Raw genomic sequence first — 16,113 nt, forward strand, 5'->3', positions numbered from 1 at the left:
CATGTCCGCTCTGCCGTCACATCTCGAGCTCGTGCAGGGCGTCGTGCTGCCCAAACCGGTCGGCATGGACCCGGTGCTCGACTTCGTCAACACCCGGTCCGACTGGACCACCCGTGGCCCGGCCCGGACCGAGTGGCTGACGTCGTACGAGGCCTTCCTGATCTGGACGTCGTACGTCGGCCTGTTGCGGCCGGCGACCGTGTTCCGGCTGATCGAGCAGGCCGGCGGCAAGCCGACCGAGGCGGCGCGGCGACTGAACGCGACGCTGGAGTTCCGGGTCGACCTGTACGACGTCCTGACCGGCGAGGCGACCGATGGGTCGTTCGAGGCGGTGGCGCGGGTGATCGAGCGGGCATCCGGGCGGCGGCGTCTGGTGCCGACGGACGAGGGTGCCGGGTGGGAGTTGCCGGAGGATCTCGCCCAGCCGCTCGACCACCTCGCGCTGCTCGCCGGTGAGCTGCTCACCGGTCCGTCCCGGGCACACGTGCGCGTGTGCCCGGGGGAGTCGTGCGGCTGGCTGTTCCTCGATCCGCGCGGACGCCGTCGCTGGTGCTCGATGGCCACCTGCGGCAACCGGGCCAAGGTGCGGGCGCACGCCGCGCGGACGCGTTAGTTGAAGGCCGCTGGGTCGACGGTGATCCAGGTGTGCCGGGCGCGGGCGAGCACCCGGCCGTCGGCGTCGTACAGGGTGCTGGCGGTGAAGGTCTTGCGGCCGTCCTCGCCGAGGTAGCGGCCGAGCGCGACACACTCCTCGCCGGCCTGTGGCCGCGCGTCGATGCAGGCCGTCAGCTGGCCGAGGACCGACGGGCGGCCCTCCAGGTCGATCGTCCAGCCGCCCGGACAGTCCAGGGCGGACCACAGGAAGATCTCGTCGACCAGCCCGTCGTGGCGTGCCAGGTCGGCGGCCGGTTTCCAGGTGCACGCCGTACGCCCGTCGCCGACCGGCCCCGGCTTGAGCTGCAGACCGCGAGCATTGGCCGGCCCGCACACGAAGCACGTCGGGAAGGGGTGATCCGTGAGCCCGCGGTACGCCGCCTCCGCCACCCGAGCCTCTTCCGGCAGGACCGGGTCGATCGTCGCGTCCGCCAGGAAGTCGCCGTCGACCGGCACGGCCTGGGCCACCAGGCTGTCCGCATCCAGCAGCCGCGCGCCATCGGCATCCGCGGCGAGCTCCAGCTCCTTCTCCAACGGCGGCGGCATCCGCAACGTCACCTTCGGCACCACGTCCGGCCCGATCTTCCCGGCCAACGCGGTCCCTACCAGACCGGCGACGTACCCGCCGTTGCCCGACCGCTCCGGTCCTTGGAACCGCCGTTCGACCCGCACCAGATTCATAGGCCCCGACCCTAGTACCAGTCACGCATGCCGACCGCGCGGCGACGGACTGTGATCGCGACCGGCGGAGCCGATCTTGGGCCGAAGATGCTGACGAAGAGGAAGTGTGAGTGCCCAGAACCGTGGGAAGGAAGGAGTTTCAGAGAAATCTGAGGAATTCTCGGAGATTACCGGGCTGAGCCCTCCAGTTCAAACGACCGCTTGAACTATGCTGACTGCAGGCTACGGCGAGTGAGCAGGTGGGGTGCCTGAGCAAGCAGTGGCCGGGGGGAAGGAGAACTCTGTGGAGACACCGGTCGAATCGACCCGGGAGAGGTTGCTCAACGTCGCCGAGCAACGATTCGGAGAAGGGGGTTACGAGGGAACATCGCTGCGCGCCATCACGGTCGCGGCGGCGGCGAACATCGCCGCGGTCAACTATCACTTCGGTTCGAAGGAAGCACTGCTGCGGGCGGCGGTCGCCCGCGCGATGGCGCCGATCAACACGGAACGGCGGCGCCGGCTGGACCAGTTGGAGGCGAGTGGGCTGCCGGCACCGGAGCAGCTGATCCGGGCGTTCATCGAGCCCGGCCTGGAACTGGTTCTGCGCCGCGGCGAGCGCGGTCCGGTGGTCGCGCGTTTCATCGGCCGGATCGCGTTCGATCCGAGCCAGCGGATTCGCGAGTTGTACGCGGCGGAGTCCGATCCTGTCGAGAAGCGGTACCTGGCGGCGCTCCAGGCCGCGCTGCCGCACGCGACGCCCGAGGCGGTCGCGTTCGGGTACGTGAACATGCTCGGTCTGCTCGCCCTGCACCAGTCGCAGGCGCTGTCGCGAGCACCTGGCGGCACGGAGATCGAGGATCCCGGCAAGCTCGCCGAGAACCTGATCACCTTCCTCGTGGCGGCCTTCGACCGCGGCCTACGGTCCTGATCCGGAGGCGTCCGAAACCCGTGGCACCCTGCCCACGGATTCCGGACGCAACTGAACCAGAAGGCCCAGTGGTCTGGTCGGAGTTGTCCGAAGATTGCTCATGGATGTTCGGACTGCCTGGTAACGCTGCATAATGGCGCTCCGTGGACCCCTGTGAAGTCGTGGTTGCCGTCGATCTCGGTGGAACCCGGATGAAATGCGGCCTGGTCGCCGCCGACGGTGCCGTGCTGCACCGCGAGACCCGGCCCACGCCCCGGGAGGCCGGGGGCCGCGCCGTGCTCGACGCGCTGCTGGAAACCGTCGTCGAACTCGGCCAGAAGGCGACCGCCGACGGCCATCTCGTGCGCGCGATCGGCGTCGTCGTGCCCGGCGTCATCGACGCCGCCACCGGCACCGTCGGCGCCGAGAACCTGGCCTGGGTCGGGATGCCGGTGCTGGCCGAGATCATGGCCGCCGTCGGCGACGACGTACCGATCGTGCTCGCCCACGACGTCCGCGGCGGCGGGTACGCCGAACTCCGCCAGGGCGCCCTGGTCGGCACCACGAACTCGATGTTCCTCCCGCTCGGCACCGGCATCGCCGCGGCGATGGTGATCGACGGCTCCCTGGTCAGCGGCGACGGGTACGCCGGCGAGCTCGGCCACACGAGGTTCATCCACGGCGACGCCGCGGAGCTCTGCGCGTGCGGCCAGTGGGGCTGCCTCGAGACGGTCGCCTCCGCGGCCGCCCTGGCCCGCCGGTACGGCGCCCGCACCGGACGGACCGTGGACGGCGCGCGGGAGGTGCTGGAGCTGCTCGCAGCCGGCGACCCGGACGCCGCGCAGGTCTGGGACGACGCGCTGCGGGTGCTGGTCGACGCTCTCGTCCTCTACACAACCCTGGTCGCGCCCACGCGGATCGCGATCGGTGGTGGACTGGTCGGTGCGGGCGAGACGTTGCTGCAGCCGCTGCGCGACGGGATCCACGCGCGGCTGACGTTCCAGCGCGAGCCGGAGATCGTCGCCGCCGTACTGGGCGAGGAGGCCGGCTTCATCGGCGCTGCCCGGATGGCCTGGGACCGCGTGGAGGCCGACGAGAAGGGGACAACGGCATGACAGTGCTTTTGGCCGCGCCTCCGGCGCCGGCGGGGTCCTGGGGCCTTGGCTCCCGGCCTTCCCTCGTCGCTCCAGTCGCTTCGCTCCCTCCGCTCCTCAGTCCAGGCCGGGAGGCCCCATGACCACGTATCGCGTGGGCCGGCTGGTTACGCCGGACGACGTTCTCGAGAACGCCTGGATCCAGGTGGTCGACGAGGACATCAGCGCGTTCGGCCGCCGCGCGGACGGGATGCCCGCCGACGGCAAGCGGCCCGAGGACCTCGGTGACGTGACGCTGGTGCCGGGGTTCGTCGACATCCACACCCACGGTGGCGGCGGGTCGACGTACTCGACCACCGATCCGGAGGAGGCGCGCAAGGTCGCGGCCTTCCACGCCAAGCACGGTACGACGACCACCCTCGCCAGCCTGGTGACGGCGCCGCTCGACGACCTGGTCTCGCAGACGGCCTGTCTCGCCGAGCTGATCGAGGACGGTGTGATCGCCGGCGTCCACCTGGAAGGTCCGTTCCTGTCCGAGGCACGATGCGGCGCGCACGAGCCCACGTTGTTGCGGCCGCCGCTGAAGGACGACGTGGCGAAGGTGCTGAGCGACGCGGTCAAGATGGTGACGATCGCGCCGGAGCTGGAGAACGGCCTGGAGGCGATCCGTCAGGTGGTCGACGCCGGCGCCGTGGCGGCGCTCGGGCATACCGACGCGACGTACGAGCAGATGATCGCCGGAGCCGACGCCGGTGCCAGGGTGGCGACGCACCTGTTCAACGGGATGCGGCCGTTCCACCACCGCGACCCCGGTCCGGTCGGCGCGGCGCTCAACGACGAGCGGTTGCTGCTCGAGGTGATCAACGACGGCCTGCACGTGAATCCGCAGGTGGTCCGGGTCGCCCTCGCGGCCGCCGGGGTGAACCGGATCGCGCTGATCACCGACGCGATGGAGGCGACCGGGATGCCGGACGGCCGGTACCAGATCGGCGGTCTCGAGGTCGACGTCAAGGAGGGCCTGGTGACCCTGACCCACGGCAAGCACTCGATCGCCGGCAGCACCCTGACGATGGACGTTGCCTACCGCAACGCGGTGACGGCCGGGGTATGGCTCGTGGACGCGTCCCGGATGGCCTCGACGACCCCGGCGCAGACGTTCGGCTGGTACGACGTGGGCTCGATCGAGGTCGGGAAGCGGGCGGACCTGGTGCTGCTGGACGACGCGTACGCCGTTCAGAAGGTGATGCGGGCCGGCTCGTGGCTGGACTGATCGGGACCGTCACCCTCAACCTCGCGCTGGACGTCACGTACGAGGTCGACTCGCTCGTGGTCGGCGGAAGTCATCGCGTCGCCGCGATCCGCCGGCGGGCCGGTGGCAAGGGTGTGAACGTCGCGCGGGTGGCGGCGACGCTCGGGCATCAGGTACTCGTGCTCGGCCTCGTCGGTGGGATCACCGGGGAGCTGGTCGCCGAGGAACTGTTCGACGCCGGGCTCACCGCGCTGCTGACCCCGATCGCCGGCGAGACCCGCCGTACCGTGGCCATCGTCAACGGCGCCGACGGGGACGCGACGATCTTCAACGAAGCCGGTCCGCCGGTGAGTGCGGACGAGTGGCGCGCGTTCGGCGACCGGATGCCGTGGGGACGGCTGGGTGTGCTGGCCTGCTCGGGAAGTCTCCCGCCCGGGTTGCCGGCCGACGCGTACGCCGAACTCGCGGTCCGCGCGCGGCATCACGACGTACTGACCGTGATCGATGCGGGCGGTGCGGCGCTGACCGCGGCCGCGAAGGCCGGTGCGGTGGTGCGATCGAACGCGGCCGAGCTGCGGGAAGCGCTCGGGGACACGACGGTCGAGGACGGCGCCCGGCAACTGGTCGGGCTCGGCGCGACCGCGGCCGTGATCACCGACGGCCCCCGCGGGATGGTTGCGGCGAGCAACAAGGGCGTCTGGCGGGCGTTGCCGGTGGAGCAGGTCAGCGGGAACCCGACCGGCGCGGGCGATGCCTGTACGGCGGTGGTCGCGGCAGCCGTCGCGGAATCGCCGGAGCCGGACTGGTCCGTCGTACTCACGTCGGCCGTCGCCGCATCCGCCGCCGCGGTGCTGACACCCGTTGCCGGGGACATCGATCTCGCCGCGTACCGCCGCTGGCAGCCGCAGGTCACCGTCAACTCGTCGCCCACCGCACCTCCATCACCTTCGCCTTCCGGGGCGCCTCCGGTCACGTCTTAGCTAGGGAGAAGTTCAATGCCATTGGTATCCGGGGCCGAGGTCGTGCTCGCTGCCGCCAAGGCCGGTCGCGGGGTCGGTGCGTTCAACGTGATCCAGCTCGAGCACGCGACCGCACTGATCGCCGGTGCCGAGCAGGCCGGCGCGCCGGTCATCCTGCAGATCAGTGAGAACGCGGTGAAGTACCACGGCGCGCTCAAGCCGATCGGCGTCGCGACGCTGGCCGCCGCGGCCGCCGCCTCCGTGCCGGTGGTCGTGCACCTCGACCACGCGATGGACCGCGATCTGGTCACCGAGGCGGTCTCCCTGGGCTTCACCTCGGTGATGTACGACGCCTCGAAACTCGAGTACGCCGACAACGTCGCGACAACGACCGAGGTCACGGCGTACTGCCACGAGCACGGCGTCTTCGTCGAGGCGGAGATCGGCGAGGTCGGGGGCAAGGACGGCGTCCACGCGCCCGGCGCCCGCACCCGCCCCGACGAGGCCGTCGCCTTCGCCGAGGCCACTGGCGTGGACGCACTCGCGGTCGCGGTGGGCTCGTCGCACGCGATGACCGAACGTACGGCGCAACTCGACTTCGACCTCATCGCGGACCTCAAGGCCGCCGTCGCGGTCCCGCTGGTCCTGCACGGCTCCTCGGGTGTCGCGGACGCCGACCTGACCCGGGCGGTCGAGTCCGGCATGACCAAGGTCAACATCGCCACCCACCTCAACAACGTCTTCACCGCCTCGGTCCGCCAGACCCTCTCCGACAACCCGGCCCTCGTCGACACGCGCAAGTACCTAGGCCCGGCCCGCGACGCTGTCGCGGCGGAGGTAGCCCGTCTGCTGGGCGTTCTCAAGGCGGTCTGATGCCTGCCGAGCCGAGCCTTTCGCGCCGGCTCGGAGTAGGTGACGCCGTCGTGATCGGGCTGGGCTCGATGGTTGGCGCCGGAGTGTTCGCGGTCTGGGAGCCGGCCGCTCAGGCTGCGGGATCCGGACTGCTGATCGGGCTGGCCCTCGCGGCGGTCGTTGCCTACTGCAACGCGGCGTCCTCGGCGCAGCTCGCCGCGGTCTACCCCGTCTCGGGTGGGACGTATGTGTACGGGCGCGAGCGGCTGGGGGAGTGGTGGGGATTCGCCGCCGGGTGGTGTTTCGTGGCCGGGAAGACGGCGTCGTGTGCCGCGATGGCGCTGACGTTCGCCACCTACGTCGTACCGGGCACCGAATGGCTGCAACGACTTCTCGCGCTCGCGGCGGTGATCGCCCTCGCCGCGGTCAACTACCGCGGCGTGACCAGGACCGCGCGGCTCACCAGGATCCTCGTCGCCTGCACTCTGACAGTGCTTGCCCTGGTGCTGGTCGTCCTCTTCACCGGCGAGCCGCACCGTGACCTGCCGTCGCTCGCCGGCACCTCGCCGTACGGCGTCCTGCAGGCAGCCGGACTGTTGTTCTTCGCCTTCGCCGGGTACGCGCGGATCGCGACCATGGGTGAGGAGGTCGGTGACCCGGCGCGGACCATTCCCCGCGCGATCAGTATCGCGGTACTAGTTGCTATTGGCATCTACCTGGCGGTGGGGGTCGCGCTGTTGCGCGTTCTCGACCCGGCGTCGACCGCAGCGCCCCTCGCCGCCGCGGTCGACACCGTCGGCGCGGCCTGGGCGTCCCCGATCGTCCGGGTCGGCGCGGCCGTCGCCAGCCTCGGCGCGCTGCTCGCGCTGATCGCCGGCATCGGCCGCACCGCGCTCGCGATGGCCCGTAACCACGATCTGCCCGGCTGGCTGGCCGCCGTACACCCGCGCTTCCAGGTCCCGCACCACGCCGAGATCGCGCTCGCCGTGGTCGTCGGCATCCTGGTGCTGACCACCGACCTGCGGGGCGTGATCGGCTTCTCGTCCTTCGGTGTCCTGCTGTACTACGCGATCGCCAACGCATCCGCCTTCACGCAACCGGCCGATCAACGTCGGTGGCCCCGCGCCCTCAACGTGATCGGCCTGGTCGGCTGCGTCGTCCTCGCGGTCACCCTCCCCTGGACCTCCGCGGTGACGGCCGCCGCACTCCTCGCGCTCGCCCTGATCGTCCGAGCCGTCAGGACAGGTCGCGCCGGATCCGCCAGAAGCTGAACCCGGTCAGGCCCAGCGCCAGCAGCATGAAGAACCCGAACTCCCGCCACTGCAGGTCCCAGAAGCGGTTCGCCTCGAAGTACCTGATGTGCTGGCGGTAGCCCTCGTCGGCGAACCGCTGGAAGCAGGCGGCGGTCTTCGGCGACACCTCGCGCTGTCTGGAGTTCGGAGGTCCCGGTTCGCAGTCGATCATCCAGCTCGGCAGCGTGCTCAGCGTCTTGCCGTTCTTGTCCACGGTCTTGTCGAACAGCTTCCAGGCGCCGACGGATCCGCTCGCCACTTCGATCGCCTTCACTTCGGGCGGCTGGGTGTCGCCGCTCAGCATGAAGCCCCGGATGTTCTCCGCGGACGCCACCAGGTACTGGTCCGTCGGCGCGAGCAGGTGCGGCCGGATCAGCGACGGGGTGAGCACCTGCACGAGGATCACCGCGGCCAGCGTGACCGCGAGCGCGACCAGGGTACGGCGGATCACGAGCCCCACCGCGACCCCGAGGGCGAACGCGAAGGCGGCGTACCCGATCGGGACCAGGCCGCGGGCGCTGAAGACCGGTGGGAACATCCGGGGCAGGTAGATGTTCGAGTCCTGGCCGGCGTTGATCGCGTCGTCGATCGGGTCGGACCACCAGGTCACCGCGAGGCTCAGCACGCCGGTGATCGCGATCGCGGCCAGCCCGGTGACCCCCACCTTGGTGGCGAGCCAGCGCCGGCGCGAGATGCTCTGGCTCCAGACCAGGCGGTGGGTGCCGGTCTCCAGCTCACGCGCGATCAGGGGCGCGCCCCAGAACGCTCCGATCACCGGCGGCACGGCGTACAGCAGCACCTGGCCGACGATGTAGAGCAGCGGGTTGAGGCGCTCGAAGCCGAGATTCTTGATGAAGTTGTCGGTGAGGCGGTGGTAGTCGTCGAGCAGGTTCGGGCCGGTGACGGCGAGGACGATCGCGGCCGCGACGATCACCGACGCGACCACCAGGAACTGCACGCGGAACTGCCGCCAGGTCAGCCAGATCATCGCTGCACCTCCAGGACCGGACGCTCGGGCTGGACGTCGCGGCCCATGTAGGCCAGCACCAGATCCTCGAGCGTGAGTTGGGTGACGTTCCAGGCCGGATCGAGGATCGGCTGGTCGGTCCGGATCAGGTACGTCGACTGCCGGTCGGTGTGGCTTTCGGTCACTACGTGCTGGTCCCGCGGCAGGTCCTTCGAGTCGCGCCGCGGTCCGGTCAGCCGGCGGTGCGTCGCCAGCAACGTGTCGATCTCGCCGCTCACCTGCACGCGCGAGTCGACCAGCACGATCAGGTAGTCGCACGAGCGCTCGACGTCGGAGACGAGATGCGACGAGAGAAGGACACTCAGCTCCTGCTCGGCGACCGCCTCCATCAGGTCCTGCAGGAACTCCCGCCGGGCCAGTGGATCGAGCGCCGCGACCGGTTCGTCGAGGATCAGCAGCTCGGGACGCTTGGCCAGACCGAGCGTGAGCGCGAGCTGCGCCCGCTGACCGCCGGACAGCTTGCCGGCACGCTGCTTCGGATCGAGCTTGAGGTGCTGAATCCGTTGCTGGGCAAGGGAATCGTCCCATGCCGGGTTGAGCCTGGAGCCGAGTTTCAGGTGCTCGGCGACACTCAACCGGCTGTACGTCGGCGTGTCCTGCGCGACGTACCCGACCTTGGCCTGCTGCGTCCCGGCCGGCGCACCAAGCACCTCGACCGAACCCGTGGTCGGGTTCAGCATCCCCACGGCCATGTTGAGCAACGTGCTCTTACCGGCCCCGTTCGGCCCCACCAGCCCGACAACATGCCCAGCCGGCACCTCCAGATCGCAATCAGTCAGCGCCCAGCGCCGCCCGTACTTCTTCCCCAGCCCCTGGGCGTGCAGAACGGCCGTCATGCTATGTCCTCCTCAACGGCGGTCCGAAAGGTTGTCAGGAACAGGGCCTCGATGCTCTCGTCGTCGAGGCCGGCCTTGCGGGCCTTGGTCAGCCAGCGGCGGAGGTCCTGCCGCAGCGGGCCGTGGGCGGCCAGCGTGTTGTCGGTGAGGGTCCGGGTGACGAACGTGCCCCGCCCGGGCCGGGCCTGCACCAGGCCTTCGTGCTCCAGTTCGCGGTAGGCCTTGAGCACGGTGTTCGGGTTGATCGCCAGCGCGGCGACGACGTCCTTCACGGTCGGCAGCTGGTCCCCCTCCCGCAGCAGGCCGAGCCGCAGCGCGTTCCGGACCTGCTGAACGATCTGCTGGTACGGCGACACCCCCGACCGCCCGTCCAGATGGAACTCGATCATCTCCAACCCCATTCATCTAGTTACCTAGTACTATAGGGGTGTGGCTGAAGCCCGCGTCAAGAGTGTCAGCGGATGGCGTCGTTCCGCCGGAGCGCTTCGCGGCGGGCCTCGGCGTGGTCGACGATCGGGTCCGGGTAGCCGTCGGCGCCGCCGTGCTTCCAGGGTTCGTGGGCGGTCTTGCCGTCGAGGTGCCGCAGCTCGGGCACCCAGCGCCGGACGTACTCGCCGGCGGGATCGAACTTCAGTCCCTGGCCGACCGGGTTGAAGATCCGGAAGTACGGCGCCGCGTCCGCGCCGCAGCCGGCCACCCACTGCCAGTTCAGCGAGTTCGACGCGAGGTCGCCGTCGCGCAACGACCGCAGGAACCAGCGCGCGCCGAACTTCCAGTGCACATGAAGGTCCTTGACCAGGAACGACGCGACCACCATCCGCACCCGGTTGTGCAGGAAGCCTGTCCCGGCGAGCTGCCGCATCCCGGCGTCGATCAACGGGAACCCGGTCCGGCCGGCACACCAGGCGTCGAACAGCGCCCCGGGTTCGTCGTACTCCATCCGCTCGAACTCCGGACGCAACGGCTTCCACGCGGCGTCGGGATGCCGCGCCAGCAGGTCCGCGCAGAACTCCCGCCAGGCGAGCTCGCGGCGATAGGCGTCCGCGCCGGCGCTGCGCTTGCGGGCCAGATCGGCCAGCATCGTCCGCGGGTGGATCTCGCCGTACTTGAGTGGGATCGACATCCGCGAGGTGCTGTCGAGATCGGGCCGGTCCCGCTCGTCGTCGTACTGCGCAACCCGCTGCAGGTACTCCCGCCAGTGCTCGAGCGCCGCCTGCTCACCAGCGCCGTCCACGCTGCTGTCCGGCAGCTCCTCGCCGCCCGAGTTCACCCACTCGACCGTCGCCGGGGCGTCGACCGGCTTCCGCCACCCGTGCTCGAGCCAAGCGCGGAAGTACGGCGTGAACACCTGATAGGGCCGCCCTTGCTGGTTGAGGATCCGCCCCGGCGCGATCGCGTACGGCGATCCTGTCGCCACCAGCGGACACTTCAATGAGGCTTCAACTCGCGCGTCCCGCGCCTGTCCATAAGGACCGTAATCCGCGCTGACGTGCACGCTGGACGCGCCGATCTCCTCGGCGAGGGCCGGGATCACGTCCACCGGATCACCCCGCCGTACGACGAGCCGGCCTTCGAGCGATTCGGACAAGCGGTGCAGGGACGCCACCAGGTGCTCACGCCGTGGATCGCCCGCGCGATCCCACAGCCGCGGGTCCATGACGAAGGCTCCGAGCACCCGGCCGTCACCCGCGGCGACGGCGTCGAGCAACGCCGGGTTGTCGCCGAGCCGGAGATCCCGCCGGAACCACATCACCGCTGTCACGTCTCGCATCCCTCAGCAGTACCCACACCAATTGGGTAAGGCTTGCCTACATAGGTGACAATGGGTGTCGTGAGCGAGCTGATCGATACCACCGAGATGTACCTGCGGACCGTCTACGAGCTGGAAGAAGAGGGGATCCTGCCCCTGCGGGCGCGGATCGCCGAACGGCTGCACCAGTCCGGTCCGACGGTCAGCCAGACGGTGGCTCGGATGGAGCGCGACGGCCTGATCAAGGTCGAGGGGGATCGGCACCTGGAGCTCACCGACGTCGGCCGCAAGCAGGCGGTCCGGGTGATGCGCAAGCACCGGCTGGCCGAGCGGTTGCTGGTCGACGTGATCGGCCTGGAGTGGGAGGACGTGCACACGGAGGCCTGCCGCTGGGAGCACGTGATGAGCGACGCGGTCGAGCTGCGGCTGCTGAAGATCCTCGACAACCCGACCGAGTCGCCGTACGGCAACCCGATCCCGGGCCTGGAGGAGCTGCAGACCAGCGGTGTTGCGAGCGATATCGGCGAGTTCCGGATCGGCGTCGAGCCGCTGGACAAGGTGCTCGACCAGGCCACCGGCGACAGCGTGCGGGTGCTGGTCCGGCGGATCGCCGAGCCGGTGCAGACCGACGACGACGCGATGGCGGTGCTGCGCAAGGCCGGCGCGCTGCCGGGCCGCGAGGTGGACTCGACCCTGGACGCCGAGGGCGTGCTGGTCGGCAGCCGCGAGGCCGGTGGCGTGATCAGCGACGAGACGGCCGGCCACATCTTCGTGAGCCGGGTCTGACATTCAAAGCTGTGTTAACGCTGAGCACTCGATGCGGTACGACGGGTGCCCACCAGGTAGCCTCTAGCCGCAATGTCTGAGAACGCGATCGACTGGCCCGAGTATCTGCGAGAGTTCCACTCGGCGACTCCGGGCAGTACTGAAGCCCTGTTGTCCCGAGCGGTGGCAGGGGACCATACGCCGTACCGCTGGCTGGTCCGCGCGGTGTCCGGCGAGGCCAAGCGCGTGCTGGATCTCGCCTGCGGCAACGGCCCGGTCTCCCGCGAGCTCCACGGCCGGTGGGTCGTCGGTGTCGACAACAACCCGGCCCAGCTGGCCGGTGCGCCCGGGCCGAAGGTGCAGGCCGACGCGCTGCACCTGCCGTTCGCGAACGAGGTCTTCGACGTCGTCACCTGCTCGATGGGCCTGATGGTCCTGCAGCCGCTGCCCGAGGTGCTGGCCGAAGCCGGCCGGGTCCTGCGGCGGGGCGGCGTACTGGCCGCGATCGTGCCCGCGGTGCGGCCGCTGCGGCGCGGTGACATCCGCACGCTGAGCGGTCTGACCACGCGGCTGCGGTCGACCCCGCAATTCCCGGCCGGTGGCGAGATCACCGAGCTCAAGGACCAGTTGCACCACGCCGGTTTCGACGTGATGGAGAGCCAGCGCGAGCGGTACGTGTACACGATCCACAGCCGCGACGACGCCCGCCGGCTGGTGAACGCGCTCTACCTGCCCGGTACGCCGGACGTCCGCCGCGACACCGCGGCCGGGTGGCTCGCGGACCGGGCCGAGTCCAAGGACGGCCTCGAGGTGGCGATCCCGATCCGCCGGATCACCGCGATGCGCACCAAGCTCGCACTGACCGGTTCCTGAACCAGGGCTTACGCCGCGCCCCACGGTCTGTACCGTGTGCCTGTGGGTGCGCTGAGCTGGTCCGTCCGGACGGTCGACCGGGCGCTCGACGGTGAGACGGTCTACCGCGAGCTGCTGGCCGGCGAACCCGTCGCGTTCTGGCTCGACGGCAGCCTGACCGACCGCGCCGTCCGCCGCGTCTCCGTCCTCGGTACGACGCTGGGCCCGGCCGCGGAGGTCGTCGTCCGGGATGTTGCCGACGGCGATGTGTTTGCCGAGCTGAACGCGTTGCTGGCGGAGCGGTCCGCCGACGTACCGGCTGAGCTGGCAGGGCTGTTCAGTGGTGGGTACGTCGGGTATTTCGGCTACGAGTTGAAGGCGCTGACCGGGGGAGCGGTGGCCCACGAGTCGCCGGCGCCGGACGCGCTGTGGATCTGGGCGAACCGGTTCGTCGTCATCGATCACGACAACGACGTGACCTACCTCGTCGCGATGGACGAGCCCGGAGTGGGTGACGACTGGCTGGAGCGAGCTGAGCTGGCCGCCGCCGACTGGTGGATGGGCGGCCTCGAGGTGCCCGCGATCGCGCAGCTCGATCTCGAAGCGCATCTCGAGCAGGACCGGTCGACGTACCTGGCCGGGATCGCGGCGTGCATGGCCGCGCTCGAGGCGGGGGAGACGTACGAGGTCTGCCTGACGAACCGGGTCCGGCTGCCGTCCGTGCCCGACCCGTTCGAGTTCTTCCGGTGGCAGCGGGCGACCAATCCGGCGCCGTACGCCGCCTTCCTCCGGTACGGCGATCTCGCGGTGGCGAGCTCGTCGCCGGAGCGGTTCCTGACCGTGGCCGCGGACGGGTGGGCCGAGTGCCGCCCGATCAAGGGGACCGCGCCGCGGGAGGCGGATCCGGCGCAGGACCAGCTGGCGGCGAAGGCGCTGGCCGAGGACGAGAAGACCCGGGCCGAGAACCTGATGATCGTCGACCTGATTCGCAACGACCTCGGCCGGGTCAGCGAACCCGGGACGGTGCACGTTCCGCAGCTGATGGAGGTCGAGAGCTACCGGACCGTGCATCAGTTGGTCACCACGGTGCGCGGCCGGCTGCGGTCCGGGGTGACCGCGGTCGACGCGGTGCGGGCCTGCTTCCCGCCGGGGTCGATGACGGGTGCGCCGAAGATCCGCACGATGGAGATCCTCGACGAGCTCGAGTGGAGCGCCCGTGGCGTGTACTCGGGTGCGCTCGGCTATCTCACCGTGGACGGCCGCGCGGACCTGAGTGTGGTGATCCGGACCGCGGTGCTGACTCCGGACGAGACGGTGATCGGTGCGGGGGGTGCGATCGTGCTCGACTCCGAGCCGGTCGCGGAGTACGACGAAATGGTGCTGAAGGCAACGGCAGCCGTCGGCGGGAACGCCGCGGCCGAAGGGTGGGGGAGATGAGTGGTTTGCAGGTGGCGGATTCGTTCCTGGTCGCCAACGGCACGGTCCGGGGGATCGAGCTGCACCGGGAGCGGTTCGTGCGGTCGTGTGCCGCGGCGGGAGTGGATTCCGCGGGCTTCTGGGACGAGCAGGTCCGGCGGTTGCCCGGCTTCGGCCGCTGGTTCCCGCGCTTCGAGCTGCACACGTCCGGCGAACTGGCGGTCCAGCTCCGGCCCGCACCACCGATCGGCGGCCGCGTCCGCGTGGTCGTCCACGAAGGTCCGGACCCCCGGGTCAGTCCGCGCGTGAAAGGGCCCGATCTCGAACTGCTCGGCAAGCTGAAGGAGTCCGCCGCGCACCGCGCCGACGAGATCCTCCTGCTCGACCAGGACGGCACCGTCCTCGAGGCGGCGTACTCCGCCCTCGCCTGGTGGGAGGACGACACCCTCTGCTTCCCGCCGTCGGACCGCCCCCTCCTCCCGTCCGTCACCGCCGCGTTGCTCCGCCGCATCGCCACCACACAAGGCGTCCCGGTCGCCGAGCACCCGATCACGCCGCGCGAACTCGAAGCCACGACGGAGGCCTGGCTCGTCAACGCCCTCCACGGCATCCGCCCGATCCACGCCTGGTCCGACTCCGCCATCGACCCCCTCCCCAACTCCCACTCCACCACCTGGCAGACCCACCTCGAGTCCTTGGCCCACGCCCTCTGAGGCAACCCTCCAACTCGGGGGTGGACCCCTCACCTGGTGGGTTGTCCCCTGAGAATCCGAGGGGGCAACCCACCAGCTCGGGGGTTGACCCCTGAAAGGTGTCCCGGCATCCGGGCGGGAGCGGCTTGTTAATGTGATATCACTTTGCTACCTTTGAGCTATTCGAGAGGAGCTGGTGATGGTGGATGTCGCGGTCGAGATGCCGAAGCCCAAGGTGACCGAGCGGGTGGCTTGGCAGCTCAACGGGTGGCCGATGGCCGGGCTGGCGTTCGTGCTGGTGGTGGCCGGAGTGGTGTTGTTCATCGCCGCCGCCGGGTCGGGCAACGGCGTGCTGATCACGGTTGGGATCCTGGTGTTCGTCGCGGGCGTGATCGTCGCGGCCGGACTCACTCCGGTGGCGCCGGGGCGGGCGCGGGTGCTGCAGATCCTCGGGCGGTACGCCGGGACGATCCGCATCGACGGTCTGCGCTGGGTGAACCCGATCGCCACCCGCAAAGAGGTGTCCACCCGGATCCGCAACCACGAGACGGCCGTTGCCAAGGTCAACGATGCCGACGGCAACCCGATCGAGATCGCCGCGGTGGTGGTCTGGCAGGTCGAGGACACCGCGCAGGCGATGTTCGAGGTGGACGACTTCGTCGAGTTCGTCGCGATCCAGACCGAGACCGCGGTCCGGCACATCGCGAACAGCTATCCGTACGACGTGCACACCGACGACGGCGTACTGTCGCTGCGGGACAGCACCGACGAGATCACCGAGACCCTGTCCGCCGAGATCGGCGCCCGGGTGCAGGCGGCCGGCGTCCACGTGATCGAGTCGCGGATCACCCACCTCGCGTACGCCCCGGAGATCGCCCAGGCGATGCTGCGCCGCCAGCAGGCCGGTGCGGTCGTGGCGGCCCGGCAGCGGATCGTCGAGGGCGCGGTCGGTATGGTCGAGCTCGCACTGGACCGGCTGTCCGAGCACGAGGTGGTGGAGCTCGACGAGGAGCGCAAGGCGACCATGGTCAGCAACCTGCTGGTGGTGCTGTGCGGCGATCGTGACGCCCAACCGGTGGTCAACGCCGGCTCGCTCTACCAGTAG

General features: G+C 70.2%; 17 protein-coding genes. 12 read left to right on the forward strand and 5 right to left on the reverse strand.

The genetic code is table 11. From position 1 onward, the window contains the following. The first annotated feature begins 1 nt into the window (after position 1). On the forward strand, positions 2-613 hold the full coding sequence (locus OG876_RS19905; RefSeq protein ID WP_328526379.1) for a CGNR zinc finger domain-containing protein: 612 nt from the start codon (positions 2-4) through the stop codon (positions 611-613). Here the strand turns inward: OG876_RS19905 and OG876_RS19910 are convergent. Then, entirely contained in the window at positions 610-1,335 is a 726-nt protein-coding gene (locus OG876_RS19910; RefSeq protein ID WP_328526380.1) for a PaaI family thioesterase, read from the reverse strand. The genes OG876_RS19905 and OG876_RS19910 overlap by 4 nt on opposite strands. 283 nt (positions 1,336-1,618) lie before the next feature. Here OG876_RS19910 and OG876_RS19915 point away from each other — a divergent pair, with 283 nt between their 5' ends. From OG876_RS19915 to OG876_RS19940, 6 genes are all read left to right on the forward strand, one after another. Then, positions 1,619-2,245, forward strand: coding sequence for a TetR/AcrR family transcriptional regulator (locus tag OG876_RS19915; RefSeq protein WP_328526381.1), 627 nt, complete (start codon positions 1,619-1,621; stop codon positions 2,243-2,245). A gap of 143 nt (positions 2,246-2,388) precedes the next feature. Continuing rightward, complete coding sequence (locus OG876_RS19920; RefSeq protein WP_328526382.1) at positions 2,389-3,339, forward strand: ROK family protein; 951 nt, start codon at positions 2,389-2,391, stop codon at positions 3,337-3,339. A 118-nt stretch (positions 3,340-3,457) separates the two neighbouring features. Next, positions 3,458-4,588, forward strand: a complete 1,131-nt coding sequence (gene nagA / locus OG876_RS19925; RefSeq protein ID WP_328526383.1) for an N-acetylglucosamine-6-phosphate deacetylase — start codon at positions 3,458-3,460, stop codon at positions 4,586-4,588. Beyond that, a complete protein-coding gene (locus OG876_RS19930; protein ID WP_328526384.1) occupies positions 4,576-5,547 on the forward strand; it encodes a 1-phosphofructokinase family hexose kinase in 972 nt (323 codons plus the stop codon). The genes nagA and OG876_RS19930 overlap by 13 nt, the downstream gene beginning before the upstream one ends. 15 nt (positions 5,548-5,562) lie before the next feature. Then, positions 5,563-6,399, forward strand: coding sequence for a class II fructose-bisphosphate aldolase (locus OG876_RS19935; RefSeq protein WP_328526385.1), 837 nt, complete (start codon positions 5,563-5,565; stop codon positions 6,397-6,399). Continuing rightward, complete coding sequence (locus OG876_RS19940; protein ID WP_328526386.1) at positions 6,399-7,649, forward strand: APC family permease; 1,251 nt, start codon at positions 6,399-6,401, stop codon at positions 7,647-7,649. The genes OG876_RS19935 and OG876_RS19940 overlap by 1 nt, the downstream gene beginning before the upstream one ends. On the opposite strand, the gene OG876_RS19945 is transcribed toward OG876_RS19940, so the two are convergent. The 4 genes from OG876_RS19945 to OG876_RS19960 all read right to left on the reverse strand — a co-directional run bounded on the left by OG876_RS19945 (position 7,615) and on the right by OG876_RS19960 (position 11,304). Continuing rightward, positions 7,615-8,658 carry an ABC transporter permease gene (locus tag OG876_RS19945; RefSeq protein ID WP_328526387.1) on the reverse strand — a complete coding sequence of 348 codons (1,044 nt, stop codon included), beginning with the start codon at positions 8,656-8,658 and terminating at the stop codon, positions 7,615-7,617. The two genes, OG876_RS19940 and OG876_RS19945, sit on opposite strands and share 35 nt — an antisense overlap. Next, the gene (locus OG876_RS19950; protein ID WP_328526388.1) at positions 8,655-9,533 is read right to left on the reverse strand and encodes an ABC transporter ATP-binding protein; all 879 of its coding nucleotides are present in this window, start codon (positions 9,531-9,533) and stop codon (positions 8,655-8,657) included. The genes OG876_RS19945 and OG876_RS19950 overlap by 4 nt, the downstream gene beginning before the upstream one ends. Next, positions 9,530-9,922, reverse strand: a complete 393-nt coding sequence (locus OG876_RS19955) for a GntR family transcriptional regulator (RefSeq protein WP_328526389.1) — start codon at positions 9,920-9,922, stop codon at positions 9,530-9,532. Before OG876_RS19955 ends, OG876_RS19950 begins: the two co-directional genes overlap by 4 nt. Before the next feature lie 65 nt (positions 9,923-9,987). After that, positions 9,988-11,304, reverse strand: coding sequence for a cryptochrome/photolyase family protein (locus OG876_RS19960; RefSeq protein ID WP_328526390.1), 1,317 nt, complete (start codon positions 11,302-11,304; stop codon positions 9,988-9,990). 51 nt (positions 11,305-11,355) lie between these two features. Between OG876_RS19960 and OG876_RS19965 the strand changes: the two genes are divergently transcribed. From OG876_RS19965 to OG876_RS19985, 5 genes are all read left to right on the forward strand, one after another. Next, positions 11,356-12,069 (forward strand): metal-dependent transcriptional regulator, encoded by a 714-nt coding sequence (locus tag OG876_RS19965; protein ID WP_442914143.1) that lies wholly within the window; start codon positions 11,356-11,358, stop codon positions 12,067-12,069. Between the two features lie 72 nt (positions 12,070-12,141). Beyond that, complete coding sequence (locus tag OG876_RS19970; RefSeq protein WP_328526392.1) at positions 12,142-12,921, forward strand: class I SAM-dependent methyltransferase; 780 nt, start codon at positions 12,142-12,144, stop codon at positions 12,919-12,921. A gap of 42 nt (positions 12,922-12,963) precedes the next feature. After that, positions 12,964-14,337: an aminodeoxychorismate synthase component I gene (gene pabB / locus OG876_RS19975; protein ID WP_328526393.1), complete on the forward strand. Its 1,374-nt coding sequence runs from the start codon at positions 12,964-12,966 to the stop codon at positions 14,335-14,337. Continuing rightward, on the forward strand, positions 14,334-15,029 hold the full coding sequence (locus tag OG876_RS19980; protein WP_328526394.1) for an aminotransferase class IV: 696 nt from the start codon (positions 14,334-14,336) through the stop codon (positions 15,027-15,029). Before pabB ends, OG876_RS19980 begins: the two co-directional genes overlap by 4 nt. A 178-nt stretch (positions 15,030-15,207) precedes the next feature. Then, positions 15,208-16,113 carry an SPFH domain-containing protein gene (locus tag OG876_RS19985; RefSeq protein ID WP_328526395.1) on the forward strand — a complete coding sequence of 302 codons (906 nt, stop codon included), beginning with the start codon at positions 15,208-15,210 and terminating at the stop codon, positions 16,111-16,113.

The sequence above is a fragment of the Kribbella sp. NBC_00359 genome (assembly GCF_036097425.1).
GTDB lineage: Bacteria > Actinomycetota > Actinomycetes > Propionibacteriales > Kribbellaceae > Kribbella.